Here is a 21538-nt window from a genome sequence, read left to right on the forward strand (position 1 = left end):
GGGTGGGGGGATGCGACGGATGGACGCGGGTCGTAGGTGGGGATGCATACGGCGGCAGCTCTAGGTCAAGGCTATGAGAAAACCCGTGGGCCGTTTTAAAGTCTTTCGGCTACGTAAAGTCCACGAGCTATTGGTTGATGCCCTCGACTTTGCTTGAGCGTCGGCAGCTCTCTTGATGAACGCCGACCAATCTTATGCTGGGCTGTGGCAGCAGACACAAAGCTTGTTACCGTCAGGGTCTCGAAAGTACGCGCCGTAATAGTCGGGATGGTAGTGAGGCCTTAATCCAGGCGCGCCCTCACACGTTCCGCCTAAGGCCAGTGCGGTTGCGTGGCTTCTTCTTACCGCCTCCCGATTGGGTGCAAGTAGCGCCACCATATTTCCATTGCCGGGCTCGCATGCGTTGCCGTCAAATGGCTTTCCTATGACGAAAAGGGGGCGAGATGAGGTTTTTGAGACCCAACCGGCCCACGGCTTACTCGCTTCGCAGAATTTTAAAGTGAGGTCTAAGTCGGCCATTATTTTTGAGTAGAAACAAAGGCCCGATCAAAATCACCTACGCCTAAACAAACATGGGAAATCATGGTGGCTACCACTGCGGCTATGAATACGCATGAGTCTGGCCCGAAACGACTACCGGTGAAAGGGCCCAATCGGGCTCGCATCGCAGGCTTCACCGCGAAAGGCCCAGGTATCTACATCAGTCTCAAAGACTGAAAAATAAATCTGTGGTGAGCACAGCAAGTCTGCTCATCACAGGAACCTCATCTCTCAGGTGATGTTTTCACCCAGGAGGTGTAGATACCTCTGCCCCGATGGGATCAAAAATGATCCCGTACAACCAAGCTACAACAGTTGCCCGCCCGAGATATCAAACGTCGTCCCATTAGCCCAGGCCATGTCATCGGACAAGATCGCTGCAACCGCAGCGCCTATATCATCCTGCAGACCAACGCGGCCCAGGGAGATACGGCTGGCGATTGGTGGCCCAGCGGTCGTTTTTCCGCAATCCAGCTTGGTATTGCCCGATATCACCCCATAACTATCCCCATATCCACCAAGCGCAAGGACACACCATGACCAACCCAACCGAAACCGCCATCCTCGCCGGCGGCTGCTTCTGGGGCATGCAGGACCTGCTGCGACGCTACCCCGGCGTGCTGCGCACGCGCGTCGGCTACACCGGCGGCGATGTGCCGAATGCCACCTACCGCAACCATGGCAACCATGCCGAAGCGATTGAAATCGTGTTTGACCCGGCGGTGATTTCCTACCGACAGATCCTTGAGTTCTTTTTCCAGATCCATGACCCCAGCACGCCGAATCGGCAGGGCAATGATCTGGGGCCAAGCTATCGTTCGGCGATTTACTACCTGAGCGAGCAGCAACGGGAGATTGCCGAAGACACCGCGGCTGACGTGGATGCTTCCCAGCTATGGCCGGGGCCTGTGGTTACGCAGATAGAGCCTGCAAGGGAGTTCTGGGAGGCGGAGCCGGAGCATCAGGATTACCTGGAGCGGATACCCAACGGGTATACCTGCCACTTCATTCGGCCGAATTGGACGTTGCCCAAGCGGAGCTAAGCGTGAGTAGCGCTGGGGAGAGGCCGTGAATTCCGTGGTGAGCAGGCTTGCCCTGCGTTGGGCTGCGAAGCGGCCCCACTCCAGGCAATGTGGTTTCATCTGACACTCCGAGGTGCCTGGGTTTGGGGCCGCTTCGCAGCCCAGCGCAGGGCAAGCCTGCTCACCACAGCGAGCCCGTTCACCACAGCAAGCCCGCTCACAGGGTTATGCGTCAGCCTTTAAGACTTGTGTGGATACCTGTGTCTATCGGAGCAAGTCGAATCGTCGCTCCGCCCCTTCCACATTTATCCGCTTTACCTGAAGGCTTCAGCGCACCAGGCAAGGCTGCTTATTATCAAACCGCCACCCCGGAATCAGGAACTGCATCGCCACGCTGTCATCCCGCGCGCCGAGGCCCATGCCTTTGTACAGTTCATGGGCGTGGGCCACGGCGTCCATGTCGATGTCTACCCCCAGGCCGGGCCGGGTCGGCACCTTCACATAACCCCCTTCGATTTTCAGCGGCTCGCGGGTCAGGCGTTGGCCGTCCTGCCAGATCCAGTGGGTGTCGATAGCGGTGATGTCGCCCGGTGCGGCGGCGGCCACTTGGGTGAACATCGCCAGGGAAATATCGAAGTGGTTGTTGGAGTGCGAACCCCAGGTCAGGCCCCACTCGTGGCACATCTGCGCCACGCGCACCGAGCCTTGCATCGTCCAGAAGTGCGGGTCGGCCAGGGGGATGTCCACCGATTGCAGCTGGATCGCGTGGCCCATCTCGCGCCAGTCGGTGGCGATCATGTTGGTGGCGGTCTTGAGCCCGGTGGCGCGGCGGAATTCGGCCATGACTTCGCGGCCTGAGTAACCGTTTTCGGCACCGCAGGGGTCTTCGGCATAAGCCAGTACGTGGTGCTGGTCGCGGCACAGGCGGATGGCTTCTTTCAGCGACCAGGCGCCGTTGGGGTCGAGGGTGATGCGTGCCTCGGGGAAGCGTTCGGCCAGTGCGGTGACCGCTTCGATTTCGGCATCGCCGCTTAGCACGCCGCCCTTGAGCTTGAAGTCATTGAAGCCATATTTGGCCTGGGCCGCCTCGGCCAGGCGCACTACCGCCTCGGCGGTCAGGGCGGTTTCATGGCGCAGGCGGAACCACGCATCATCGCTGTCGGCCTCGTTGCGATAGGCCAGGTCGGTGGCCGTACGGTCGCCGACGTAGAACAGATAGCCCAGCATTTTCACCGCATCGCGCTGCTGGCCTTCGCCGAGCAGTGCGGCCACCGGCACTTCGAGAAACTGCCCCAGCAAGTCGAGCAAGGCGGCTTCCATGGCGGTCACCGCATGGATGGTGATGCGCAGGTCAAAGGTCTGCAGGCCACGCCCGGCGGCATCCCGCGAGGCAAAAGTGCTGCGCATGCGGTTGAGGATGCGCTGGTACTGGCCGATGGGTTGGCCGATCACCAGGCTGCGCGCGTCTTCCAGGGTTTCGCGGATGCGTTCGCCGCCGGGTACTTCGCCGACGCCAGTGTGGCCGCTGCTGTCCTTGAGAATCACGATATTGCGCGTAAAAAATGGCCCATGGGCGCCGCTGAGGTTGAGCAGCATGCTGTCGTGGCCGGCCACGGGGATGACCTGAAAGTGAGTGACGATTGGCGTAGTCATGGCAGGTTCCTGGTTGAGCTTAAAGAGGTTTGCTGAGGGCGGCGCTGGGCACGCTGCCGGGCGCGGTCAAGGTGGACGAGGGCGAGGTCTTGGCGAAGAACACCAGGATCGCCGCCAGTACCGAGGTGCCGGCCAGGCCGTAGAGGCCGCCTTGGATCGAGCCGGTGGTCTGCTCCAGGAACCCAAACGTGGTTGGCGCAACAAAGCCGCCCAGGTTGCCGATGGAGTTGATCAGCGCGATCACCGCCGCGGCGATGCGCACATCCAGATAGCCCTGGGGGATCGGCCAGAACAGCGAAGACGCCGACTTGAAACCAATCGCCGCGAAGCAGATCGCCACAAAGGCGAAGATCGGCCCGCCGGTGGTGGACATGAACATGCCCGCCGCCGCAATCAACAGCGCCGCCGCGACCCAGGCCTGCTGGAATTTGAACTTGCCCGACAGCGAGGCGAAGGCATACATGGCGATGATCGAGATCAGCCACGGGATCGAGTTAAAGAAACCCACCTGCACATCGCTGAGGTCGCCCATCTTCTTGATGATGCTCGGCAGCCAGAAGGTTGCGGCGTAAATGGTCAGTTGGATGCAGAAGTACAGCGCGCAGAACAACAGAATCTGGCGGTCTTTGAGCAGTTGGCCGAGGGTCGGCTTGACGCTGGTCAGTGCCTCGCGCTCGCGCTGTTCCTGGTCGATGGCGTCCACCAGTGCGTCCTGTTCTTCGCGGGTCATCCATTTGGCGTCGTGGGGCTTGGAATCGAGCCAGAACCACACGAAGAACCCGATGGCCACCGAGGCCAGGCCTTCGATGGCGAACATCCACTGCCAACCGTGCAGGCCAAACCCTTCGATCTGCAGCAGTGCACCCGACAGCGGGCCGGAGATCAGCGAGGCCACCGCCGAGCCGCTGAGGAAAATCGCGATGGCTTTGCCGCGCTCCACACCCGGCAGCCAGCGTGTGAAGTAGTAGATCACTCCTGGGAAGAAACCAGCCTCGGCCACTCCCAGCAGAAAACGCAGAATGTAGAAGTGGGTTTCGTTCTGGATAAACGCCATCAACGTGGCGACGATGCCCCAGGTGAACATAATGCGGGTCAGCCAGATACGCGCGCCGACCTTTTGCAGCAGCATATTGGAGGGCACTTCGAAGAGGGCATACCCCATGAAAAACAGCCCGGCGCCAAAGCCATAGGCGGCCGCGCCGATGCCTAGGTCATGCTCCATGTGCGTTCGCACGAAGCCGATATTGACCCGGTCGATGTAGTTGAGGATGAACATGATCACGAACAGTGGGAGCACATGGCCCTTCACTTTGCTCACGGCGCGCGCGAGGACCGGACTGCGTTCTGAAGCAACAGCTGCGTGGTTTGAATTGTTCACAATTCAAGACTCCCCCTGATTATTTTTATGCGGGTTTGTGCGTTTTGTTGATAGACATCATACAAGTAGTTTTCTTGGGGTCGCAATGCACTGCTCGGGATTTGTTCTTATAAAGCCCGCCATTCAGTGAGTATTTTGGTTATTTATCAGCTTTCGTTGGGTTTTTTGGCGGTTGTTAAGCCCGGAGTGTAGTCTCTCTCAAAGGACCCTAATAGGTCTTGATGTGTAGTGTTGTCATACAAGTGAGAGGGTTTCGGATTCGTGTCACGCCGAACAGGCAGAATGTTAAGCTTCTCCCCAGCCCAACCCCGTGGACCCGTCGCAATGCCCATCCAACCCCCAGCCACCCCACGCAAACGCTCCACCAACCTGGCTCAAGGCGTGGTCGATGATCTGACCCAGCGCATCCTGTTGGGGCAGTTGAAACCCGGTGAAAAACTGCCGTCCGAATCCACCATCGTTCTCGAACACGGCGTGAGCCGCACGGTGGTGCGCGAAGCCATTTCCAAGTTGCAGGCGTCCGGGCTGGTGGAGACGCGCCACGGCATCGGCACCTTTGTGCTGGAGCCGCGCGCCCAGCAAGGCTTGCGTCTGCATGTGGACACGGTAGCCAGTGTGCGCAACATGCTGGAGCTGCGCCTGGGCCTGGAGGTGCAGGCGGTGGCGTTGGCTGCGGGCCGACGCTCCGACGCGCAACTGGCCCATATGCGCCAGGCCCTGGATGACTATCAGGCGTCCCTGGCCAACAACGACAGTTGTGTGGAAGAAGACAAACGCTTCCACCAGCTGATTGCCGAAGCCACCGGCAATACCTTCTTCACCGAGATCATGCAGCACCTGGGCAGCGCTATGATTCCGCGCAGCTTGGTCAAGGGTGCCGAGCGCGGTGGTGCGGACTTCGCAAAGCTGGGGCAGTTGGCGCACCTGGAGCATGAGGCGATTTTTAACGCGATCAAGCGTCAGGATGCGGACGCGGCCCGCGCAGCCATGGTGCTGCACCTGACCAATAGCCGGGACCGGTTTTCCGGCGAGTAAGACGCTCGAACGCGCCCATAGGACCCTCAATTGAACGAACACACTTTATCCATGCGCCTGGAACGCGTGGCGGCGAACGTGCCGTCGGGCGCGCGCCTGGCCGATATCGGCTCGGACCACGCATACCTGCCGGTAGCCTTGTTACGTCGTGGCGCGATCAGCGCGGCGGTTGCGGGGGAGCTGGCGAGCACGCCGTTCCACGCGGCCCAGCGCACCGTGCGCGATAACGACCTGCAAGCGCACATCAGCGTGCGCCAGGCCAACGGCCTTGCGGCCATCGAGCCCGACGACGGCATTACCGCGATCAGCCTGTGCGGCATGGGCGGCGAGACGATTCGCGACATCCTGGACGGCGGCAAGGCGCGCTTGAGCGGCCGCGAGCGCCTGATTCTGCAACCCAATGGCGGCGAGGCACCGCTGCGCCATTGGTTGATGGATAACGCTTACACGATCCTCAACGAAGAGCTGGTGCACGAAAACCGCTTCTACTACGAAATCATCGTCGCCGAACGCGCCGGGCCGGTGGCCTACAGCGCCGAACAACTGTACTTCGGCCCACTGCAGATGCAGGCACGCAGCCCGGTGTTTTTGGCCAAGTGGCAGCGGGCGTTGCGTCTGAAGCAAAAGGTGCTGGCAGGCCTTGAACAGTCGGAGCAGGGCGCTCTACACGGCAAGCAACAACACATCGCCCGGCAGGTGCAATGGATCCGTGAGCTGCTGGGTTAAGCACACCTCATCGCGTCTTCAAGTTTGCGCGGTAGGCAGCCGATAGCCTGCCTATGACGGCGGATGGTTGAAGCGTGTGCTTGTCCGAACATCCCCGTGCTTGTCGTCCCCGGCGGTGACACCGTCACTGCCAGGACTGAGTGCTTTCGCCCCATTTTCGAGCACGCTACGGCGCGTTTTTGCACATCGCCTGCCCTGTTTCGGGGCTGTGGCTCAACGGCCCGTATCTTGCTAGTCCCAGAATAATCAATGACATGGCGTTTTGCCGTTAGTCATTTCAAGGTTTCCCCCAGCGCTGCACCGCCTGGGTGGTTTGAGGGAGTAGTCGGACATGCACAGTTTGTTATCACCCGGTATCCGCCTGCTCGGACAGTTTGGTTTCGCGCGCAAATTCCAACTGCTGTTTTTGCTGTTCATGCTGCCCTTGGCGGGTAGCCTGTGGATGATCGGTCAGGACTACCGGGACAAATTAAGTGTGATTTCCAGCGAGCGTTCCGGTGTCAGCCAGTTGTTGGCGCTCGATAGCCTGGACGCGCAATTGACCGCCCAGCGCAACCTGGCTGCGCGCTGGAAGGCCGTGGATCTGCTGCGCGAGCCCACACCCGCTGCGAAGGCTGCCATGGCCGCCTTGGATGCCAACTACGCACCGATCCAACAAAGCCTGCAAACCTTGGGTGAAACACTCAAGGCGCAGAACGTCAGCGCGGACATTCAGGCACGCTTCGACACCTTGCAAGGCGCGGTCAAGGGCCTGGACAGCCAATCCCTGCGCGCCGTGGGTTGGTGGCCGGATGGCTACGACCGCTTCACGTCGGCGCTCGGTGCCATGCAGGCATTGCGCGAGCAGATCGCGCTGGATACCGGCCTGATCCTCGACCCCTGGTTGGAAACCTACCTGACGATGCAAATCGCCACGCAGCAGACGCCCGACCTGATCGAGCGCATCGGCCGCATGGCGGGCATCGGCCAGTCGTCCATCGCGTCGGGGCAGTTCACTTTGCAGAGCCGCTTGCAGATGCGTGACCTGCGCAGCCGCATCGGTGATGCGCGGGATCAACTGATCAAGGCCGCCGTATCGCTCAAGGCCAAGCCTTACGCGGGTATGGAGCCGTGGACCGCGCAGTACGACAACAGCCTGCAGGTGCTGGACAACGAACTCAAAGTGCTAGACGACGGCGTGTTCGGCGGCACGATCAAACTCGACACCGCTGCTTTCGAGCGCAGTGTCGACGCCATGCTGAGCAGCCTCGGCGCACTGCGCAACCAGTCGCTCAATTCCCTGGACGCGCGCCTGGCGTATTACCACGATCGCTCACTGCAGCAATTTATCCCGGTGGCGGCGACATTCGGCTTGCTGGCCTTGGCGGCGCTGTACCTGTTTATGAGCTTGCAAGCTTCTATCCGGCGTAGCGCCAGTGGCATCACGACCCTGGCCGAGTCCCTGCGCGACGGCAATCTGTGCGTGGAAGTGGCGGTGCAGGGGCGTGACGAATTGGCGGCGATCAGCACGGCATTGAACGTGGCGGTGATGCAACTGCGCACTAGCCTGTTGGGCGTCAATCACGAAACCCAGCAGCTCGGCTCGGCGGTGATCACCCTCAACACCCAATCGGGTAGCACCCTCAGTGAAGTCGAAGACCAGCAACATCAGATCAGCCAGATCGCCGCCGCCGCCACGCAGCTGGCCGCTACCTCCATGGGGGTCGCCAGAAGTTGCGAACAGGCCTCCGGCAGCGCCCAGCAAACCCGGCGCATCGCCGAGGACAGCAGCCGCGACAGCGAACGCACCACGGCCAGCATCCAGCAGCTCAACCAACGCCTGACCGACACCGCCGCCGCCTTGCAGCAAGTCAGCGATCAGGGCCAGCAGATTCAATCGGTGGTCGACACCATCCGCGGTATCGCCGAGCAGACCAACCTGCTGGCGCTCAACGCCGCCATTGAAGCGGCGCGCGCCGGTGAGCAAGGGCGCGGCTTTGCGGTGGTGGCCGATGAAGTGCGCAGCCTGTCCCAACGCACTCAAGCATCCACCGCGCAGATCGCCGGCACGGTAGACAGCCTGCGCGCCACCGTGACCCAGGCCGTCACCCTGATGGGCGCCGCGTGCGAACAAGCACTGAGCGATGCCGAATCGGTCACCGGGCTGGGCGTGCGATTGGGCGAGATCGCCGGCGCGGTGCAGAACGTCACCGACACCTTGGCGCAAATCGCCACGGCGGTAGAGGAACAAGCGACCACGGCGGATGAAGTCAGCGGCAATATTCAACAAGTCGACCAGGCCGCCGGGCGCTTGCTCGACGGCGCCCGCGCTGTGAACCGCGCGGCGGACACCCTGAGCAAGGGCAGCCAGGCGCTGAGCGATAACACGGCGCGGTTCCGCCTGGATTGAGACAAGCACCTGACGGAGATTGCGCGCCACTCCCACGTTTTAGGCCAGACCGGTACGGCGTGATCACCCACCCAGGATGCAGGCTGAGACCCGCGAACGCATTGTAGTGAGCGGGCTTGCCCCGCGCTGGGCTGCGAAGCGGCCCCAAGACCGGCAACGCGGTGTACCTGAATCAACGCGGCGTGTGTAAGAGGGGCTGCTTCGCAGCCCAGCGCGGGGCAAGCCCGCTCACCACAGAAGACGCGCTCGCCACAAATAAAACGCATGGACGTACACCCTCCCAGATGTTCCAAAGCCCGCTGAGACATCAGAGCCAGGCGGCGTCCCATAACGAAAAATCTCCAACCCGCTCCACCAGGCCGGCCCGCAGGGGATTGGCAATGATGTAACGAGCCATCTTGCACAAATCGTCCTGCGCACGCACCGCCCTGTCGTGATAACCGGGCTGCCAAACCCGCTCCTTGCTTTGGCGGCGTCGGTTGATGGTCAGCGTACTTCGTGACTTCACGCGCCTTATCACATCGGGCAAATTCCGTTGCTTCAACTCAAATAGCCAATGCACATGGTCTGGCATCACGACCCAGGCCAAAGAATCAACTAGGCCCAGTTCATGCGCCTGCCGCAGCTCGGCAACCAGCAGCCGACCCAGATAGAGGTTAGTGAACAAACGGCGACGGTGGTTCACAACGAAGGTCACTAGGTAGCTACGTCCATGGTCGGAATAGCGACCGTGACGCAGGCGATGGGATTGAGGGGGGAAGCGCATTGCGTTGCTCTATATGACTGTTCTGAAGAGCTTTAACGCTAGCCCGAGATGAGTGACGAGCATCTGTCAGTTGATGACCAGATGTATCCAGACTTGCTCGCCTGCAGCCCGGCAAGCTGACCGTAAGCAGCGATGCCCTTTCTGTTGATCAGACTCGTTATGGTGAACGGGGCTTTTTGTGGTGAACGGGGCTCTTGTGGTGAAGGGACTTTTTTGTGGTGAGCGGGTCTTTTGTGGTGAGCGGGCTTGCCCCGCGCTGGGCTGCGAAGCAGCCCCTCATAAGACCACCACGGTCACCCAGACAAACCGCGTCGCTGGTTTTGGGGCCGCTTCGCAGCCCAGCGCGGGGCAAGCCCGCTCACCACAGAAAGCCTAAAGTCCGCTCACGCCATCAAGCTCTCTCAACCAACAAGGCTGTTCATAGCAGCAAGTCCTCTCAGCACAAACAGAGGTTCGGGTGTCGTTTCAGGAACCTTCGAGTCTGAGGGGGCTCACTTGTTGGGTCGCTCTTTTTTGCTGAAAGGACTCCGCATGCCTTCCACCCCGCCAGCGCTCCCTGAGCACGGCCCTATCAAACGCGAGCTGAGCCTGCGCGCCGTCGTCACCGGTACGCTGCTCGGTATCCTGCTCACGCCTTCCAATGTCTACGCCGGGCTGAAGATCGGCTGGTCGTTCAATATGTCGATCATTGCCCTGCTGGTCGGCTACGCGATCTGGCAAGGCCTGGCCCGGCGTTCGTCCCAGGCGCTGCCGTGGACGTTGCATGAAAGCAATATCAACCAGACCGTCGCCTCGGCCGCCGCGTCGATCATCTCCGGCGGGCTGGTGGCGCCGATTCCGGCCTATACCTTGCTGACCGGCAACCAGTTGGACGCGTTGCCGATGATCGCCTGGGTGTTCTCGGTGAGTTTTCTGGGGATCTGGATCGCCTGGTACCTGCGGCCCTCGTTGCTCAATGACAACGCGCTGAAATTTCCCGAAGGCATGGCCACCCTGGAAACCCTGCTGCACATCTACAACCATGGCCGCGAAGCCGCGACGCGCTTTAAAGTGCTGCTGGGCGCTGCGTTGCTGTCCGGGCTGGTCAAATGGGTGGACACGTTTCTATGGACCCTGCCGCGCTGGTCGCCGAGCGCCCACTTGGAGCGCCTGACCTTCAGTGCCGACCCGTCGCTGTTGCTGGTGGGGTTTGGCGGCATCATCGGCATCCGCGTCGGCCTGACCCTGTTGCTCGGCGCCGTGCTCGCCTGGGGTGGGCTTGCGCCATGGCTGCTGGCCGAAGGCTTGGTGATCGTGCCCGCCGGCAGCACCGGCCCGCAGTTTGCCGCGCTGGTGGAATGGCTGTTGTGGCCGGGCGTGAGCCTGATGGTGTGTTCGACCTTGGCGTCTCTGGCCATTCGGTTGTGGGCGCTATATGCTTCCAGCCGCTCTACCGGGGCGCAGGCTTGGCGTGTGCCCAAGCCCGGTCCGGCCGCTGGATTCGTGCTGGCGATTGCCTTGGTGGTCAGCCTGCAGGCGCTGTTGTTCGGCATCAACCTGTGGATGGCGCTGCTGACCATTCCGTTGGCGATCTGCCTGGCCGCGGTGGCCGCGCGCGTGGTGGGCGCCACTGGTATTCCGCCGATTGGCGCCATCGGGCAGTTGTCCCAGCTGAGTTTTGGCATCGTCGCGCCGGGCCAGGTGCCGATCAACCTGATGAGCGCTAACACCGCAGGCGGTTCAGCCGGGCAGTGCACCGACCTGATGAATGATTTCAAGGTGGGCAAGGCGATTGGCGCCACACCGCATAAACAGGTGATCGCGCAAATCCTGGGGATTTTTATCGGCAGCATCGTCGGCGTATTCGCTTACCTGGCGCTGATCCCCGACCCACAAGCCATGTTGTTGACCGAGCAGTGGCCTGCTCCGGCCGTCGCCACCTGGAAAGCCGTGGCGCAAACCCTGACCCATGGGCTTGACTCGTTGTCGATCAGTATCCGCTGGGCGATTGGGTTGGGCGGCGTGATCGGGGTACTGCTCGGCATTCTGGACAGCACCTTGCCCGCGCACCGTGCGCGTTACCTGCCCAGTGCCGCTGCGTTGGGCCTGGCATTCGTACTGCCGGCGTCGGTCTCGCTGATGATGGCCCTCGGCGCCGTGCTGACCTGGCTGGTGAGTTGCCGTTGGCCGAGCCTCACCGAGCGCTTTGCAATCACCGCTGCGGCGGGGTTGATCGCCGGGGAGAGTATCACCGGGGTCGGCGCTTCGCTGTGGGCGATGGTCAACGGCTGAGGTCGATACGGCTCGGCCTGCACCGAGCCGCTCGCCACACTCACGCGGTTGGTTAATGCACGGCACTCGGCCGCGTTGGCGTAGTCTGTTGCTACACACCTACTGTCGCCCGCGGAGTTTGTATGATCACTGTCCACCATCTGAACAACTCGCGCTCCCAGCGCATCCTGTGGCTACTGGAAGAACTGGGCCTGCCCTACGAGATCAAGCGTTACCAGCGCGACTCCAAGACCAACCTCGCGCCGCCTGAACTCAAAGCGGTCCACCCACTGGGCAAGTCCCCGGTGATCGAGGACGGCCCCCATGTGGTGATCGAGTCCGGCGCCATCGTTGACTACCTGATCCGCCGCCACGGCCAGGGCCGCTTGCAGCCCGATCCGGCCAGCGCCACCTATGACGAATACGTGCAATGGCTGCATTTCGCCGAAGGCTCGGCGATGCTGCCGTTGATGCTCAACCTGTATGTCGGCCGCCTGGGCGAGGCCGGCGCGCCGTTGCATCCGCGTATCGAATCGGAACTGGCCAACTACCTGGGCTACCTCAACGACGTGCTGGCGCGCACCCCGTACCTGGTGGGTGAAGCCATCAGCGGCGCGGATATCCAGATGAGTTTTATCGGCGAAATCGCCCAAGCCCAAGGCAAATTGCAGGCTTACCCGCATCTGGCGGCGTGGCTGCAACGCCTGCAAGCGCGCCCGGCCTACCGCAAAGCGGTGGAGCAGGGTGGCGAGTACGCGTTCGCCAAATGACCGTGTGATGCAGGCGGCATTGTCGGCGAGGAATGTTCAGATCCACACATCATTCGTCGCCGTGCGATCGCCGCCTTCATGCCCGGTGTTCAACACGCCACGCGGCTCGATCATCAGCAACCGGGCTTCGCCCTCCGCAGCCGTGCGGTGCTGCATGCCACGCGGTACCACATACAGCTCACCTGGCGCCACATACACCGGCCCGTCCGGCAGATCGATGCGCAAGGTGCCTTCCAGTACCAGAAACGCTTCGTCGGTTTCCGGGTGGGCATGCCAGATGAACTCACCTTCAATGCGCACCACTTTGAACTGGTAGTCGTTCATTTGCGCAACGACCCTGGGGCTCCACTGTTCAGGGATAAGCGAAGCTTTGTGGGCGAGGTTGATCGGTTGTGCGGTGGGGTTTGACTGAGCCATCACGAAGCCTCTGATCATTTATAGGATGACCAGACTATCGACGCGACGGCCACACGGGCTTGCACGATTGTGCGCGTCAGCGCACCCGCGTGCGGCTCTGCACCGCCAGGTCCAGGGCCTTTTGCATGTCCAGGCGGGCCGAGCGTCCTACGTCTTTGTCGTCAAGCTGGTAGTTGCGCTCCGAGGGCAGGATTGGCGCGGTGAGGTCTTGGGCGTCGCTGCGTTCGAAATCATGCTGATCACCGATGGTCATGGCGCTACGGCGCAGCAGCATGCGCAGTTGCTCGGGCTGCAACTGCGGGTTAATCGACAGCATCGCCGCCGCGAGGCCGGCCACCATTGGCGTCGCGTACGAGGTGCCGCAATGCACGGTGCCTTGTTCGTCGGCCCCCGGCGTCGAGGCGCTGGTGCAGGCGATCTGGGGCGTGGCGCCGCAACGGCACGCATTGGAAAGCGTGGCCAGGCCGTTGTCACAGGCCAAGGATTGAAGCGCGGCGGACGAGTCAACGCCGCCGGCGCGATTCAAGCCCTTCGAATACCCCCATGCCCACCAGCATGGCGAGTACGAACACCAGCACCTGCCACTGCCCCGTCAGCACCAGCGCTATCGCCGGCCCGGGGCACAAGCCGGCAATCGCCCAGCCCATGCCGAACAGCAGGCTGCCCAGCACCAGGCGTTTGTCGATGCGGGTCTGCGTGGGCATCTGCATCGGCGCGCCCAGCAACGACATGTTGCGCCGTCGGGCGAAGTAGAACAGCACGCCGCTGACCATCAGCGCACCGCCCATCACCCATGCCAGCGAAGGGTCCCATTCGCCTGCGAGATCCAGAAACCCCATGACTTTGGCGGGATTGGTCATGCCGCTCAGGTACAGTCCCAGGCCGAAGATCAGGCCAGTCAGTAACGCCGTCAGTCGACGCATGTTCAAACCCCCAGCCAATGGCGGATCACATAGACCCCGACAAAGCCACTGCCCATAAAACACCCCACTGCCACCATCGAACGTGGCGACAATCGCGACAGCCCGCAGATCCCATGCCCGCTGGTACAACCGGCGCCATAGCGCGTCCCGATCCCCACCATCAACCCTGCCACCACCAACCCAAAACCGCCGACCGGAAACGACGAAGCCGGCAGTTCACCGAACAGCGACCACAGCCACGGAGAAACCAGCAGGCCGGTCAAGAACAGCGCTTTCTCGCCACGGCCCTCGCCATGGCGTGACAGCAGGCCGCCCAACAACCCGCTGATACCGGCGATGCGGCCGTTAAACAGAATGAACAGCCCGGCCGATAACCCAATAAGGGCACCGCCGAGCAGGGAGGACCAAGGGGTGAAATCTGGGGAGAGGGTCATGGGGTAGGACCAGTGGGGGAGGGTGATGTACCGCTAGCATAGTTTGGATGCTTGAGCCTGTGAAAGCTGGCTTTCGGTCGCATCCTTGAGACGTCGCCAGCAGAGGGGACCTTCACGATGACGGCGCATCAGCCCCCCTGCCTCAAGCGCAGTGCCGACGGTTCAGCAAGCCTGCGCCACCAACCCATTACTGACCCTGCGCCCCAACACCAGCACCGTGGCGAAGCCCAACACCACCAGCCCCGTAGCCATACTGAGCAGCACCGAGCTGCCCATCTGATCAACGATGCGCCCACCAAAGAACGAGCCCAGGGCGATGATCACCTGGAACAAGGCGACGAACAGCGGCATGCCGCGCTCCACGTCCTTGGGGGCGACGACGAACATCCAGATACTCGCGCAGGCCGGAAAGGCGCCGAAGGCGAAGCCCCACAGAGCGATCAGCATGGCGGCGCCGGTCAAGCCGGTGGCGAAGTACGGAAACAGCGCGGTGCTGGTGCCGATCATCAGCGCCACCAGCAACAAAGTGTGGCGCACGCTGCGGTTGGCGGCGAAGCCGGCGAAGATATTGCCCATCACGCCTGCCACGCCATACAGCAATAACAGCGAGCCAATGGTCGGCCCGTCGAAGCCGGAACTGTGCTTGAAGAACGGCGCCACATAGGTGTAAGCGGCAAAGTGCGCCAGGCCGATCAGCAGCACGGCAATCAAGCCGACTCGGGCCTGTGGGTTGATGAACAGCGCAGGTAGATCACTGATGCGAATGGCTTTCTCCGGGGTGAGCCGGGGCAGCAGGAAGATCTGCGCCAGCAGCACCGGCACGCCCACCAACGCGGTAACCAGAAACGTCATGCGCCAGCCCATCAGGCCGCTCAGCCAGGTCCCGACGGGCACGCCCAGCACGGTGGCCAGGGTTATGCCGACCATGATGATCGAAGTCGCCTGCGCCACGCCGACCCCTTTGGGCGCCAGGCGCCCGCTCAGCGCAATGGCCGTGGCCCAGAAGCCGCCGATGCTGATGCCCAGTAACACACGACCGAACAGCAACAAGCTGAAGTCGCTGGCATAGGCCACGACGGCGTTGGCGATGATCATGATCAGCGTCAGGCCGATCAGCAGATAGCGCCGGTCCATCGCGCCGATACTCACCGACAGCAACGGCGCTGCCAGCGCGGCCATGATGCCGGGCAGCGTCACCATCAGCCCGGCGTGGCCGGCGCTGATGCCTAAGTCGCTGGCGACGTCATTGAGCACCCCCACCGGCAGAAATTCGCTGGTAACCAGGGCGAAGGCGCCCACGGCGACCGACAGAATCGCCAACCACTGTTGTTTGACGCTTTGCTGATTATGTTCGGGAAGGCCACGAGGGGCCTGGCTGGCGCTTGGCATAAGTTGGGTTCCGGGAGAGGGCCGACTGAAGTCAGTCGACGGGGACGCGGGGAGGAAAGTGGAGGCGATTATAGGAAGCCGGTCTGGCGATTAAACAGGTCGGTGGTTCGATAGTGATCATCACTGCAATTAATGCGCGCTGCTCAACGAAGCGCTTTAAAGCGATAACGCGTAAATGTTTCGCAAACATCAAGGCGGAACGTACGCAGTTGCTGCTCCACTACAAAGGGACGCTTCGAAAGAAGCGGTTTGTATTTTTCCCGTCAATACAGTGAGTCCCAACACATGACTACGGTTAACAGCACGCCAACGACATCCTCTACCTCCCAGGCCAGTTACGTCACTCCAGGGGTTGACGACTCGACGGCCGCGTCGCGGCTCTTCGACGATCTTAATTCCTCTGTTGCGCTAGAGGGGGGGCTGTACGAGACCGCCAAGCAATCGGCCATCCATGGTTCTATTTTGAACAACTTCAATCCCCTGCCCACGCTTGAACAAATGCGTCTTCAAATCAGTGATTCTGATTGGAACTCAGTGGCAAACGTCCCCAGTGCTCGCCTGGGCGCGCTGCTCCATACGCCTTTGGGCAAGGAGCTGGGCAAAAAACTGGGAGAAAAGCTCAAGAGCCAGCTTGGCGGTGATCAATCTCCGACGAGTTTTGACCTCACGGCGGCGGGGGCCTTCAGTCTGTTGGAGAAAGGCAGCTCCTCCGAAGCGTCAGCCAACCCCACAAGCCCCACTCATTTTGCGGGCATTAAACTGAAGCCATTTGCTTCTAGCACCCCGCAAGAGGTATTCGACAACTTGGCCAGTAATCTCGTGCGCAAGGGCCTCGTCTCGCAAGCGTTGGCGCCTGCCGCGGCGTATTTGGTTTTGTGGAAAACCATGCCCGAATACCTCATTAGAGACATGCCTGCCAACTTCGATTTCAACTCCGCTGAAGGGATGAAGTTCACCGCCCAGGTACGCAAGATGGAGGCCGATGCGCCGGTGTCTGGCATTCAGCGTACGTATCAAGAAATTGAGGACCTGATGTATCCCGAGCGCGCAGAAGCCCGGCGAGCCCAGACGGTGATTTAACTTCGCTTCGCGCCGGGGGATTAGATTTCTGAGATAACGCTGGCATGGTCCTGAATTATCCAATAGGTTCTGGCTTCATTGTCCTGCGCCATCAACTCCTTCGGAATTCGCCCCATGCTTCTGCGTTCCAGCCTGTTATGCCTGTGCTTGTTCAGCGGTCTGTCTCAGGCCGCTGTCGACTGCTCCGCCCTGGCGGAAAAAATCTCCGGCACGGCGCCTGAATTTCATCCTGCGGTGCAGGGCAAGGTTATCGGCACCGGGCGCGCGCATTTTCATACCGCGCCGGATGAGGCTTGTGCCAACAAGAAGCTGTTCGTGATCCCCGGTGACGGCCTGACGGTCTACGCCATGCTGGAAGACCAGACTTGGGTGCAAGTGAATTTCGTCGCCAAGGATGGCGAGGACTACACCGGTTGGCTCAAGGCCGACCGGGTTGAGATTGGGGAGGCGTACGGCGCGCCGTCGGACGAGGTGGAGTGACCGGCGCCATGGAGGGCGCAAGCAGTCTGTCCAGGTAACCGCGAGGAGCTGTGCAATGGTGAACGACTGGAAGGGCCAGGTCGCGCTGGTGAGTGGCGCTGGCAGTGAGCAGGGGATTGGCCTGGCAATTGCGCGGCGGCTGGGAGCGGCGGGGGCAAAGCTGATCATCACCGGCAGCAGTGCCCGCATCCACGAGCGCGTCGCGCAATTGAGCGAGGAGGGTTACGAGGTGCAAGGGCGTGCGGCGGACCTCACCCAAGCCGATCAGGTCGCGCAATTGGTGGCGTGGGCTGAGTCGTGCTGGGGTCGAATCGATGTGCTGGTGAACAACGCGGGCATGGCGATGCAGGGCGACGCCGAAGCTTTCGCTGAGGTGGCCAGCATGAGCCTCGATGCTTGGAATGCGTCAATCGCGCGCAACCTGACCACGGCGTTTCTGCTGACTCGCGCGGTCCTGCCGGGGATGCAGCAGCGTCGTTACGGGCGCATTGTACAGGTCAGCTCCACCACCGGCACCCGGGTCAGCAACCCTGGCGAGGCGGCGTATGCGGCGGCCAAAGCCGGCATGGTGGGTATGAACATGAGCCTGGCGTTGGAAGTCGCGCCCTTTGGCATCACCGTGAACTCGGTGGCGCCGGGGTGGATCGCGACGCAGTCCAGCACCGCCGAAGAAATCGCCGCCGCTCAGTATGTGCCCGTGGGGCGTGCCGGCAGGCCGGATGAGGTCGCGGCAGCGGTGGTGTTTCTGGCGTCGCCGGAGGCCAGCTACATCACCGGCGAACTGCTGGTGATCGACGGCGGCAACTGCCTGTCGGAGAACAAAGGCCCGCGTTGAGGTTCAGGCAAATGCCGCCACCATAAACGCCTCAAGCCCTTGCTCCTCAAGGATTTCGATGGAGAAGTGCCCGAAACGCTTGGGCAGCCAGATGATGCGCGTGCCCGCCGGCGATTGCAGGTCCTCCAGGGCCAACGGTAGGCCGTTTTCGTCCTCGGGCTGCACACCCTTGGCGACCAGTTCGGCGTAAGCCACCTCGATGTCCGGCGTGGTGTAGCAATGCCGGTAAATCATGCCCTCACCGTGAGTGTCCAACAGCATCCGCAGGTTGCCGGCCAACGGCTGTACCAGCATAAAACGCTCCTGGCCCATCAGCGCTATCGCATAGCGCACATGCAGGCCGCCGCGTTCCCAGACCTGGGTCGTGGAGATGCGCGCATTAAGAATGTTGGCGTAATAAGCGCACGCCTCGTCGAGGTCCTCGACCAAGATATCGACGTGACTGAATTTCAGATCCATTGCTGGCCATCCGGCGAAAGAGGGAAGCCCACGACAGTAGCCGATTTGCGTGCCCCAAAACACCTTGTGCCAATTCTAGGATTCAGCCCCCGGCGGATGACCGAAATACGCCTTATAGGCATGGTTGAAGTTGGCAGGGTTGGCGTAGCCCAGGCGGTGGGCAATCTGCGCGACGTGCCATTTGCGCTGGCGCAGTAGGGTGCGCGCCAGTTCCAGGCGTTGTTGGCGCACGTAATTGAGCATCGACTGGCCGTACACGCGGCTGAAGGCGCGTCTCAGGGTGGTTTCGCCCACGCCCAGTTCCCGTGCCAGCGCCAGCGTACCGGGTGGGTTCATCAGGTTGGCGTCGAGCTTGAAGCGTGCCTCGTGTGCCAGGTCCGAATGGCTGCGCAGCGGGACCATGGGCTTGGCTGGCTGCGGCGCCAGATGCGTCGCCAACTCGACCAGCACGGCCAGGCTCAGGCTTTCCTGATTCAGCCGCTCCAACGCCCCTTGGTAGGGCGAGTGATAAAGGCGCTCGAACAAACGCCCGACGGCGCGACAGCCATGCAACTCCGAAAAGTGCATGCCATCGTCGAGCAGCCTGGCCAGCGGTTGCAGTGACGGGTCTTCTTCGGCCAATTCGCGTAGATAGTCGCCGCCGATGCGCAGCCCCGCCATGCGCGCACGGCTGCCGGCAGGCATCTGGTCCATGGCTTCCATGCTTTCGCTCAAGCCCAGTACATGGGGCGCGCCGGGGGTGTATTGATTGAGCCGACCGTCCACCCGATGCTGCCATTGACCACCCAGCACCTGCACGATGCACACGCTGTCGGGCAGCACTTTGTGGATGCGCAACGGCTCGGGAAACTGCAAGTCGCAGTCGAAATATTGCACATGTGGCCGCACCGTCTGCGCGCGGTAATGGCCGATCGCGCTGCCCATGACCTGCCGTGCGCTGTCATCGAATACACCGGCCTGGTCCAGGGCCTCCGGGTGATCGAAGCAGAAGCGGGTGTCCAAGTAGGGGTTGCGGCGGTCCATTGGCAAAAGCGTCCGTTAGAGCTGGTGGGCAGCGTTGCATGATATCGACATCGGGCAGGCCGATCAGTTGTTGTGAGTCACGGCCTTATTGTTGTGCGCCACGGCCGGCCCGCTTGGCAGGCGGCCAAGCGTTGATTTCAATGGTCGGCTTTGAACTGTCGAGGAAGCCGCAAATGTTGATGTATCGCAAGTGGGCAGCGCTGCTGGGCTTGGTTCTGGCCGTGATCGCGGGGCTCGCCCATGCTGACAACCGCCCGGAAGTCGCGGAAAAAGTGCTGGCCTATGCCGGTGAAGGCGGCGTGAAAGTCTGGACCCTGCGTATCGGTGCGCGCAGCGACAATCAGGCGCTGGTGCAGCTAGAGGGCGTGGACCATGACTGGAACATGAAGATCCAGAAGATGGCCGTGGAAAAGACCAGCAAGGACACCCGCTATTCCACCACCGTGGACGGTCAGAAGTTCGTGGTGCTGGTGCTGCAACAAGGTTGGGGCGAACTGTACTTGCCCGGCGAGTCGCAGACGCTGAACGTCGGTTATGACGAGTTCCTGTCCAGCCAAGGCAATGCACAGGCCTTTTTGACCGATTATTTGCAGGCCAACTGAGCCATGGGCCGATTCGCGCGGTGGTCGTGGCCGCTGACGATGTTGCTGCTGCCGCTGGTATTGATGGGCTGGGCCAGTGTGCAAAGCGGGCGTGTCGATGACGTGCTGCGCGAAGCACAGAGTGTCGGCAGTGACTATGCCTGGCTGCGCATGCGTCAGGTGCTGGCTGGGTTGGCCTACTGGCTGGCCCTCGCCGCATTCGTGGCCGGGCCCGCGACGTGGCTCAAGCTGCGGCTGGATGCCTGGCGCGCGCTGAAGTCCAGGGATTTTCTCTACCACCGCCTGTTTCTCTGCTGGCGTGCCTTGGGGCATTGGCTGGCGGCGTACACCGCGCTATTGGTGGGGGCATTGGCCTTGAGCCTGTTGTATGAACTGAGCTGGGGCTGGAGCCACTTCAAGGCCGGTGGCTGGTTCATGCTGCTGGTGGCGGTGCCGGTGGTTGCCGTGCTGTGGGCCGGATGCTTGCTGATCGGGCGTCTGCGCCAGCAATGGCATGCCCTGGATAGCCCGTCCTCGGCGTTTCTGGGGCAAAGCATCGGGCGCGACAAGGCTCCGGCCTTGTGGGCGTGGATTGAACAACTGGCCACCGCCACCGGCGCGCCGGTGCCCGACCATATCGTGGTGGGCATCGACCAATCGTTTTTCGTCACCAGCGTCGATGTGCTCTTGCAACCGGCCGGCGACTCGCTCAGCGGGCGCACCCTTTACCTGCCGCTGACCTACCTCTCGACCCTGAGCCAGGCCGAGACGGCATCCATCATCGGTCATGAGCTGGGCCATTTCAGCAGTCGCGACACCGAGCGCGGCAGCGAAATCGGCGCGCATTTCAGCCTGATGTGTCTGCACTGTGCGTTTATCCGCGCTGAAGATGCCGACCCGGCCTGGATCGAGCGTCCGGCGATCTGGATGACGCAGCGTTTCCTGCACCACTTTCAACTGGCGGTGCATCACTGGGGCCGCGCTCAAGAACTGGTCGCGGATCGGGTGGGCGGCAACATCGGTGGCGAGCGGCTGTTTTGCCAAGCGCTGTTACGGGTGATCGCGCTGGACGCTGAAATCAACACGCTGCTCAGCGAGCGTCACCCCAACCTGATCCAGGCATTGGCCGACCATCTGCGCCATACCCCGCTGCGCCTGAACGAGGCAGCACTGGATCACGCCATCGCCCACCCTTTCGATACGCACCCGCCCACGGCATTACGCCTTCAGCAACTGGGCGTCACGCTGGATGAAGCCCTGCTGGCCGAGGCCACCCGTGTGCCCACCGAACACGACCGACACTGGTTCAGCCAACTCACCCGTACGGCGTCGTCGGCTGCCACACAGCCCGTATCACCGCCGATATCAACCGTCCAAGGAGAATGACC

General features: G+C 61.8%; 20 protein-coding genes and 2 pseudogenes. 11 read left to right on the top strand and 11 right to left on the bottom strand.

Annotated elements, in window-relative coordinates; genetic code table 11:
* Positions 1 to 846: 846 nt before the first annotated feature.
* Positions 847 to 981 (bottom strand): annotated as a pseudogene (locus ABX75_RS28420) (3-oxoacyl-ACP reductase); the annotation flags it as partial.
* A 95-nt stretch (positions 982 to 1076) separates the two neighbouring features.
* Here ABX75_RS28420 and msrA point away from each other — a divergent pair.
* Positions 1077 to 1583, top strand: a complete 507-nt coding sequence (gene msrA / locus ABX75_RS13255) for a peptide-methionine (S)-S-oxide reductase MsrA (protein ID WP_034114605.1) — start codon at positions 1077 to 1079, stop codon at positions 1581 to 1583.
* A gap of 306 nt (positions 1584 to 1889) precedes the next feature.
* On the opposite strand, the gene gudD is transcribed toward msrA, so the two are convergent.
* Positions 1890 to 3215 carry a glucarate dehydratase gene (gene gudD / locus ABX75_RS13260; protein WP_034099269.1) on the bottom strand — a complete coding sequence of 442 codons (1326 nt, stop codon included), beginning with the start codon at positions 3213 to 3215 and terminating at the stop codon, positions 1890 to 1892.
* A 19-nt stretch (positions 3216 to 3234) separates the two neighbouring features.
* Complete coding sequence (locus ABX75_RS13265; protein ID WP_034099268.1) at positions 3235 to 4593, bottom strand: MFS transporter; 1359 nt, start codon at positions 4591 to 4593, stop codon at positions 3235 to 3237.
* A gap of 324 nt (positions 4594 to 4917) precedes the next feature.
* On the opposite strand from ABX75_RS13265, the gene ABX75_RS13270 reads away from it, so the two are divergent.
* The 3 genes from ABX75_RS13270 to ABX75_RS30000 all read left to right on the top strand — a co-directional run bounded on the left by ABX75_RS13270 (position 4918) and on the right by ABX75_RS30000 (position 8743).
* Positions 4918 to 5628 (top strand): FadR/GntR family transcriptional regulator, encoded by a 711-nt coding sequence (locus ABX75_RS13270; protein ID WP_034114601.1) that lies wholly within the window; start codon positions 4918 to 4920, stop codon positions 5626 to 5628.
* Positions 5629 to 5658: 30 nt separating this feature from the next.
* On the top strand, positions 5659 to 6354 hold the full coding sequence (locus ABX75_RS13275) for a tRNA (adenine(22)-N(1))-methyltransferase TrmK (protein WP_034099265.1): 696 nt from the start codon (positions 5659 to 5661) through the stop codon (positions 6352 to 6354).
* A gap of 1696 nt (positions 6355 to 8050) precedes the next feature.
* Positions 8051 to 8743, top strand: coding sequence for a methyl-accepting chemotaxis protein (locus tag ABX75_RS30000; RefSeq protein ID WP_371263991.1), 693 nt, complete (start codon positions 8051 to 8053; stop codon positions 8741 to 8743).
* A 307-nt stretch (positions 8744 to 9050) separates the two neighbouring features.
* On the opposite strand, the gene ABX75_RS13285 is transcribed toward ABX75_RS30000, so the two are convergent.
* Complete coding sequence (locus ABX75_RS13285) at positions 9051 to 9509, bottom strand: transposase (RefSeq protein ID WP_047882069.1); 459 nt, start codon at positions 9507 to 9509, stop codon at positions 9051 to 9053.
* Between the two features lie 531 nt (positions 9510 to 10040).
* Here ABX75_RS13285 and ABX75_RS13290 point away from each other — a divergent pair.
* Both ABX75_RS13290 and ABX75_RS13295 read left to right on the top strand, forming a co-directional pair.
* Complete coding sequence (locus tag ABX75_RS13290; RefSeq protein WP_047882070.1) at positions 10041 to 11780, top strand: OPT family oligopeptide transporter; 1740 nt, start codon at positions 10041 to 10043, stop codon at positions 11778 to 11780.
* Positions 11781 to 11902: 122 nt separating this feature from the next.
* Positions 11903 to 12529, top strand: a complete 627-nt coding sequence (locus ABX75_RS13295) for a glutathione S-transferase family protein (RefSeq protein ID WP_034099258.1) — start codon at positions 11903 to 11905, stop codon at positions 12527 to 12529.
* A 36-nt stretch (positions 12530 to 12565) separates the two neighbouring features.
* On the opposite strand, the gene ABX75_RS13300 is transcribed toward ABX75_RS13295, so the two are convergent.
* The 5 genes and pseudogenes from ABX75_RS13300 to ABX75_RS13320 all read right to left on the bottom strand — a co-directional run bounded on the left by ABX75_RS13300 (position 12566) and on the right by ABX75_RS13320 (position 15692).
* Positions 12566 to 12946 carry a cupin domain-containing protein gene (locus tag ABX75_RS13300; protein ID WP_040268914.1) on the bottom strand — a complete coding sequence of 127 codons (381 nt, stop codon included), beginning with the start codon at positions 12944 to 12946 and terminating at the stop codon, positions 12566 to 12568.
* Positions 12947 to 13022: 76 nt separating this feature from the next.
* A pseudogene (locus tag ABX75_RS13305) lies at positions 13023 to 13361 on the bottom strand (S8 family serine peptidase); the annotation flags it as partial.
* Positions 13362 to 13449: 88 nt separating this feature from the next.
* Positions 13450 to 13869, bottom strand: a complete 420-nt coding sequence (locus ABX75_RS13310; RefSeq protein WP_047882072.1) for a YeeE/YedE family protein — start codon at positions 13867 to 13869, stop codon at positions 13450 to 13452.
* Positions 13870 to 13871: 2 nt separating this feature from the next.
* Positions 13872 to 14303 (bottom strand): YeeE/YedE family protein, encoded by a 432-nt coding sequence (locus ABX75_RS13315; protein ID WP_034099251.1) that lies wholly within the window; start codon positions 14301 to 14303, stop codon positions 13872 to 13874.
* A 162-nt stretch (positions 14304 to 14465) separates the two neighbouring features.
* The gene (locus tag ABX75_RS13320; protein WP_047882073.1) at positions 14466 to 15692 is read right to left on the bottom strand and encodes an MFS transporter; all 1227 of its coding nucleotides are present in this window, start codon (positions 15690 to 15692) and stop codon (positions 14466 to 14468) included.
* Positions 15693 to 15977: 285 nt separating this feature from the next.
* On the opposite strand from ABX75_RS13320, the gene ABX75_RS13325 reads away from it, so the two are divergent.
* The 3 genes from ABX75_RS13325 to ABX75_RS13335 all read left to right on the top strand — a co-directional run bounded on the left by ABX75_RS13325 (position 15978) and on the right by ABX75_RS13335 (position 18087).
* The gene (locus tag ABX75_RS13325; protein WP_047882074.1) at positions 15978 to 16772 is read left to right on the top strand and encodes a hypothetical protein; all 795 of its coding nucleotides are present in this window, start codon (positions 15978 to 15980) and stop codon (positions 16770 to 16772) included.
* 114 nt (positions 16773 to 16886) lie between these two features.
* A complete protein-coding gene (locus tag ABX75_RS13330) occupies positions 16887 to 17252 on the top strand; it encodes a hypothetical protein (RefSeq protein ID WP_034136833.1) in 366 nt (121 codons plus the stop codon).
* Between the two features lie 55 nt (positions 17253 to 17307).
* Positions 17308 to 18087, top strand: coding sequence for an SDR family NAD(P)-dependent oxidoreductase (locus tag ABX75_RS13335; RefSeq protein WP_034114587.1), 780 nt, complete (start codon positions 17308 to 17310; stop codon positions 18085 to 18087).
* Between the two features lie 3 nt (positions 18088 to 18090).
* Here the strand turns inward: ABX75_RS13335 and ABX75_RS13340 are convergent, their stop codons facing one another.
* Positions 18091 to 18546, bottom strand: a complete 456-nt coding sequence (locus ABX75_RS13340) for a VOC family protein (RefSeq protein WP_047882075.1) — start codon at positions 18544 to 18546, stop codon at positions 18091 to 18093.
* Between the two features lie 75 nt (positions 18547 to 18621).
* The gene (locus tag ABX75_RS13345; RefSeq protein WP_034114583.1) at positions 18622 to 19569 is read right to left on the bottom strand and encodes an AraC family transcriptional regulator; all 948 of its coding nucleotides are present in this window, start codon (positions 19567 to 19569) and stop codon (positions 18622 to 18624) included.
* Between the two features lie 173 nt (positions 19570 to 19742).
* On the opposite strand from ABX75_RS13345, the gene ABX75_RS13350 reads away from it, so the two are divergent.
* Entirely contained in the window at positions 19743 to 20171 is a 429-nt protein-coding gene (locus ABX75_RS13350) for a hypothetical protein (RefSeq protein ID WP_034114580.1), read from the top strand.
* A 3-nt stretch (positions 20172 to 20174) separates the two neighbouring features.
* Positions 20175 to 21536 carry a M48 family metallopeptidase gene (locus tag ABX75_RS13355; RefSeq protein WP_053060083.1) on the top strand — a complete coding sequence of 454 codons (1362 nt, stop codon included), beginning with the start codon at positions 20175 to 20177 and terminating at the stop codon, positions 21534 to 21536.
* Positions 21537 to 21538 lie beyond the last annotated feature (2 nt).

The organism is Pseudomonas sp. ARP3 (assembly GCF_001029595.1).
Taxonomy (GTDB): Bacteria; Pseudomonadota; Gammaproteobacteria; order Pseudomonadales; family Pseudomonadaceae; genus Aquipseudomonas; species Aquipseudomonas rhodesiae.

Coding starts and splice junctions, on each gene's coding strand:
- msrA (WP_034114605.1), top strand. CDS start 1,077: ATGACCAACCCAACCGAAACCGCCATCCTCGCCGGCGGCTGCTTCTGG.
- gudD (WP_034099269.1), bottom strand. CDS start 3,215: ATGACTACGCCAATCGTCACTCACTTTCAGGTCATCCCCGTGGCCGGC.
- ABX75_RS13270 (WP_034114601.1), top strand. CDS start 4,918: ATGCCCATCCAACCCCCAGCCACCCCACGCAAACGCTCCACCAACCTG.
- ABX75_RS30000 (WP_371263991.1), top strand. CDS start 8,051: ATGGGGGTCGCCAGAAGTTGCGAACAGGCCTCCGGCAGCGCCCAGCAA.
- ABX75_RS13285 (WP_047882069.1), bottom strand. CDS start 9,509: ATGCGCTTCCCCCCTCAATCCCATCGCCTGCGTCACGGTCGCTATTCC.
- ABX75_RS13290 (WP_047882070.1), top strand. CDS start 10,041: ATGCCTTCCACCCCGCCAGCGCTCCCTGAGCACGGCCCTATCAAACGC.
- ABX75_RS13295 (WP_034099258.1), top strand. CDS start 11,903: ATGATCACTGTCCACCATCTGAACAACTCGCGCTCCCAGCGCATCCTG.
- ABX75_RS13300 (WP_040268914.1), bottom strand. CDS start 12,946: ATGGCTCAGTCAAACCCCACCGCACAACCGATCAACCTCGCCCACAAA.
- ABX75_RS13310 (WP_047882072.1), bottom strand. CDS start 13,869: ATGCGTCGACTGACGGCGTTACTGACTGGCCTGATCTTCGGCCTGGGA.
- ABX75_RS13315 (WP_034099251.1), bottom strand. CDS start 14,303: ATGACCCTCTCCCCAGATTTCACCCCTTGGTCCTCCCTGCTCGGCGGT.
- ABX75_RS13320 (WP_047882073.1), bottom strand. CDS start 15,692: ATGCCAAGCGCCAGCCAGGCCCCTCGTGGCCTTCCCGAACATAATCAG.
- ABX75_RS13325 (WP_047882074.1), top strand. CDS start 15,978: ATGACTACGGTTAACAGCACGCCAACGACATCCTCTACCTCCCAGGCC.
- ABX75_RS13330 (WP_034136833.1), top strand. CDS start 16,887: ATGCTTCTGCGTTCCAGCCTGTTATGCCTGTGCTTGTTCAGCGGTCTG.
- ABX75_RS13335 (WP_034114587.1), top strand. CDS start 17,308: ATGGTGAACGACTGGAAGGGCCAGGTCGCGCTGGTGAGTGGCGCTGGC.
- ABX75_RS13340 (WP_047882075.1), bottom strand. CDS start 18,546: ATGGATCTGAAATTCAGTCACGTCGATATCTTGGTCGAGGACCTCGAC.
- ABX75_RS13345 (WP_034114583.1), bottom strand. CDS start 19,569: ATGGACCGCCGCAACCCCTACTTGGACACCCGCTTCTGCTTCGATCAC.
- ABX75_RS13350 (WP_034114580.1), top strand. CDS start 19,743: ATGTTGATGTATCGCAAGTGGGCAGCGCTGCTGGGCTTGGTTCTGGCC.
- ABX75_RS13355 (WP_053060083.1), top strand. CDS start 20,175: ATGGGCCGATTCGCGCGGTGGTCGTGGCCGCTGACGATGTTGCTGCTG.